The 3,094-nt window shown below is 41.9% G+C and carries 4 protein-coding genes; 3 read left to right on the forward strand and 1 reads right to left on the reverse strand.

Features of this window, described 5'->3' with window-relative positions:
* Window positions 1-563: 563 nt before the first annotated feature.
* Window positions 564-1,160 (reverse strand): MarC family protein, encoded by a 597-nt coding sequence (locus tag IQ229_RS20905; RefSeq protein WP_265583006.1) that lies wholly within the window; start codon window positions 1,158-1,160, stop codon window positions 564-566.
* A gap of 11 nt (window positions 1,161-1,171) precedes the next feature.
* On the opposite strand from IQ229_RS20905, the gene IQ229_RS20910 reads away from it, so the two are divergent.
* The 3 genes from IQ229_RS20910 (at window position 1,172) to IQ229_RS20925 (ending at window position 2,869) form a co-directional block, all read left to right on the forward strand.
* Window positions 1,172-1,528, forward strand: coding sequence for a hypothetical protein (locus tag IQ229_RS20910; RefSeq protein WP_228013615.1), 357 nt, complete (start codon window positions 1,172-1,174; stop codon window positions 1,526-1,528).
* A gap of 204 nt (window positions 1,529-1,732) precedes the next feature.
* The gene (locus tag IQ229_RS20915) at window positions 1,733-2,182 is read left to right on the forward strand and encodes a VOC family protein (RefSeq protein ID WP_194047021.1); all 450 of its coding nucleotides are present in this window, start codon (window positions 1,733-1,735) and stop codon (window positions 2,180-2,182) included.
* A gap of 363 nt (window positions 2,183-2,545) precedes the next feature.
* Complete coding sequence (locus tag IQ229_RS20925) at window positions 2,546-2,869, forward strand: hypothetical protein (protein WP_194047022.1); 324 nt, start codon at window positions 2,546-2,548, stop codon at window positions 2,867-2,869.
* The last annotated feature ends 225 nt before the right edge of the window (window positions 2,870-3,094 follow it).

Genomic DNA, 3,094 nt, shown 5'->3' on the forward strand with positions numbered 1-3,094 from the left:
GTATAATTCCATTACTGACAATTCGGACAAAGGAGATCCCAACTGAGCAGAAAGCTGTTTTAGATTCTCCTGAATAGATGAATGAAAGTTTGGATCTTCGGGATGGGAAAGAGGGTTACTCATAATTGTCGTTCAAATACCATTGGATTAGGACTGGAAGCAGTGTGTTGAAGTAAGTTACCAGGGCAGACGTATCTAAACTACTCTTGATCACAACGAAGGTTAAGAACCAACGAAAAAATTAGGATTTCGCGTTTGATTATTTTTTATGCCTTAAAGCGATGCCTGCGGCGGGCTTTGCCTACGCCGAAAATTTTCGCAACAAGTAAGAGTTGATGACATTAATTTTCGCTCTATTGAGAATAGACTTTACTTATTGACATGATACAGCCGCCCTGGGCTAAATTAGCCCAAAATTCCATTATTGTCCCTACCCATAATTAACCATTGCATTCCAATCCAAAAGGCACTATACCGACGGTGTAATCGCTTTAATCCTTTCAGACGACCAACATATTTTTGTAGTCCTTTTGATTTTAACTTGCGATAGAGCAAAGCTGATTTTACTTGATAGGAAATGCCTCTTTCAATAAAGAAATAGAGCCATCAGCAATAAACCGTACACCAATGGCTAGGATAAAAAAACCAAAAACTCGATTTAAGGCTCCTACACCATTTCTTCCTAAGCTTTTAATTAATGGCTCTCCTAAGACAAAACACAGGTAAAGGCTAATTCCGATTAAAACAATTCCCACTAAAGATTCTAGATACTCTACCCAATGATTAAAGCTAATCGATAAACTCGTTACTACACCAATGGCAGGGCCGCTGATCAACGGCACTGCCATTGGTGTAAAAGAAATATCCTCTTTTTCCATAGCTTCATCCTTTTCTGATGGAGTTAAGCGTTGACAAACTGTAACCATTTCCCACGCTGTATGAGCAACAAGTAATCCACCTGCTAGCCGTAGAACATTTAGTGAAATCCCAAAAAATTCTAGTATCCATCTGCCAGCTACTAAAAACACAGCTAAAACTAAAACTACATTGATAGCAGTTTGTAATGCCTGCTGATGGCGCTGTGATGATGTTTCTGTTGCTGTTAAAGTGTAAAAAACCGGAACTGCACCTATCGGATTGGCAATTGGGAAAAGAGCCATAAAGGTTGCTAATGTATTTGGAATTAACGACATTATCAATATTTGGTTATCTAGGTTCCTTAAAAGCAGAGTTTAGCAGAGAGTCGGGGTCAGAGAAAGAGAAAGACTTGCCTACGGCAATGGACTGCACGACGCTGGCGCTTGTGGAAGCTGCACCAAGTCAGTCTACTTCGTTGTTGGTTGAAAACCAGCATTGTGGCGTTGAGGAGAAAGGCTGTCATGTTCGCGTAGCGTCTCGTAGAGAAGGTACTTGTTCCGCCGCGCCCGTTGCCCAAAATGAATTTTCTTTAAATTCAGCGATGCCTGCGGTGGTCACTGAGCTGCCGAAGTGCGGGCTACGCCAACGCCTAAAATTTTCCCTTTATTGAGAATAGACCTTGTTTATTGACATAATGCGGCGGTATCCGATGTCGCAGGCAGTAGGGTTGTGCATCTGCTCAAAATCCTGAAGCATTATTTGTTCAAGCTTCATGGTGCGGCATTCTTAATGCTAAGAAAGTGCCATTCGTTCCTAGACAGCTTGATTATGACTCTGTATAATACATTTGTTCTGCATAGTAAATGCAACAATTATGGCAGTCAAATCAATCCCTGATGGATATCATACTGTTACGCCATACCTTGTTGTGCAAGGAGCCGCAACCCTAATTGAGTTTCTCACTTCAGCATTTGAAGCAAAAGAAATTCGTCGTACTCTACATCCGCAAGGTGGCATCATAAATGCCGAAGTGAGAATTGGTGACTCAGTAGTAATGGTGAGCGAAGCAAGGGATGAATTTAAGCCAATGCCAAGTTCAATTTACCTATATGTTGAGAATACCGACGCAACTTACAACCGTGCGCTTCAAGCAGGTGGGACTTCAATCATGAAGCCAGAAGATCAGTTTTACGGCGATCGCAATGCGGGGATAAAAGATCCGAGCGGAAATCATTGGTGGATTGCAACTCACCAAGAAGACATCTCACCTGAACTAATAGAAAGACGATTGAAAAGCTTGTTTAGTAGCAAAGAGAAAGTGTAAGTAGATAATGGTCGTATGAGTCCGTCGTCGCTCGGTCTAAGGCTAGACCTTGACGGATGGAGAAGCTGAAGATGCTGAAAATGGCAGAGCAATTGCGCGAAAATCCAGGAGATGATTTTCTTGCAGGAGTGTTGGGCTAACGATCCTGCTTTGCAGATTGTTATCAAGAAACTGGTGGCGAAGTATCGGCAGTGGGGACTGCGATTGTGGATGGGACGTTGGTGAAGTGGAATGAGTAACAAGTGTGATGCACTGAAAACGAAGAATGCAAAGTTTTGTAATAATTTTGACCTGATGCAAAAATTTTGAATTTTGGGGCGAAACCTTAGTACACCTAGCTACACCAAACATAAGAGCATGATTATGAATTCAACAAATCCCTCTGAAAACGTGATTAATTGTTTGCAAACTATTTTGGATGCCACGGCTACAGGAAATTACGAACTTTTTCTCACAGTTGGTGATTCAGACTACAGAAGAGATATTACCAAAGAAATTTTTGACCAAGTTAGCTCCCCACTAATTCCTCGTATGTCTGAAGGTTATACAACTACTTATTTCGGTGATCTCAAACAAGGAGAAACTCAGACCTATTTGTGGAAGCTGAGTTTTGCTGATGGTGGACATGAATTTATAGTACGTATGGGGATGATAGGGGATAAAGTTAATCTGATATGGATTACTTAAAATAAAAGATTGTTGCGTTGAACCCAAAGCCCTTTATGTTCCTTGCGCGTTTCATGGAGACGATACCTGTTCTGCTGCCCCTGTGCAAAATCCTGAAAAATGGTCGCATGAGGCGATTGTAGCTTTTGTCAAATATGCGAGCGTATGCAGAGACTCACGCGTTGCGGCGAATTCGGGGCAGGATCTGGGGATTGAATTTTTGCAGGGGTGCTGGGATGATGATCC

Source organism: Nostoc cf. edaphicum LEGE 07299 (assembly GCF_015207245.1).
Classification (GTDB): domain Bacteria; phylum Cyanobacteriota; class Cyanobacteriia; order Cyanobacteriales; family Nostocaceae; genus Nostoc; species Nostoc edaphicum_B.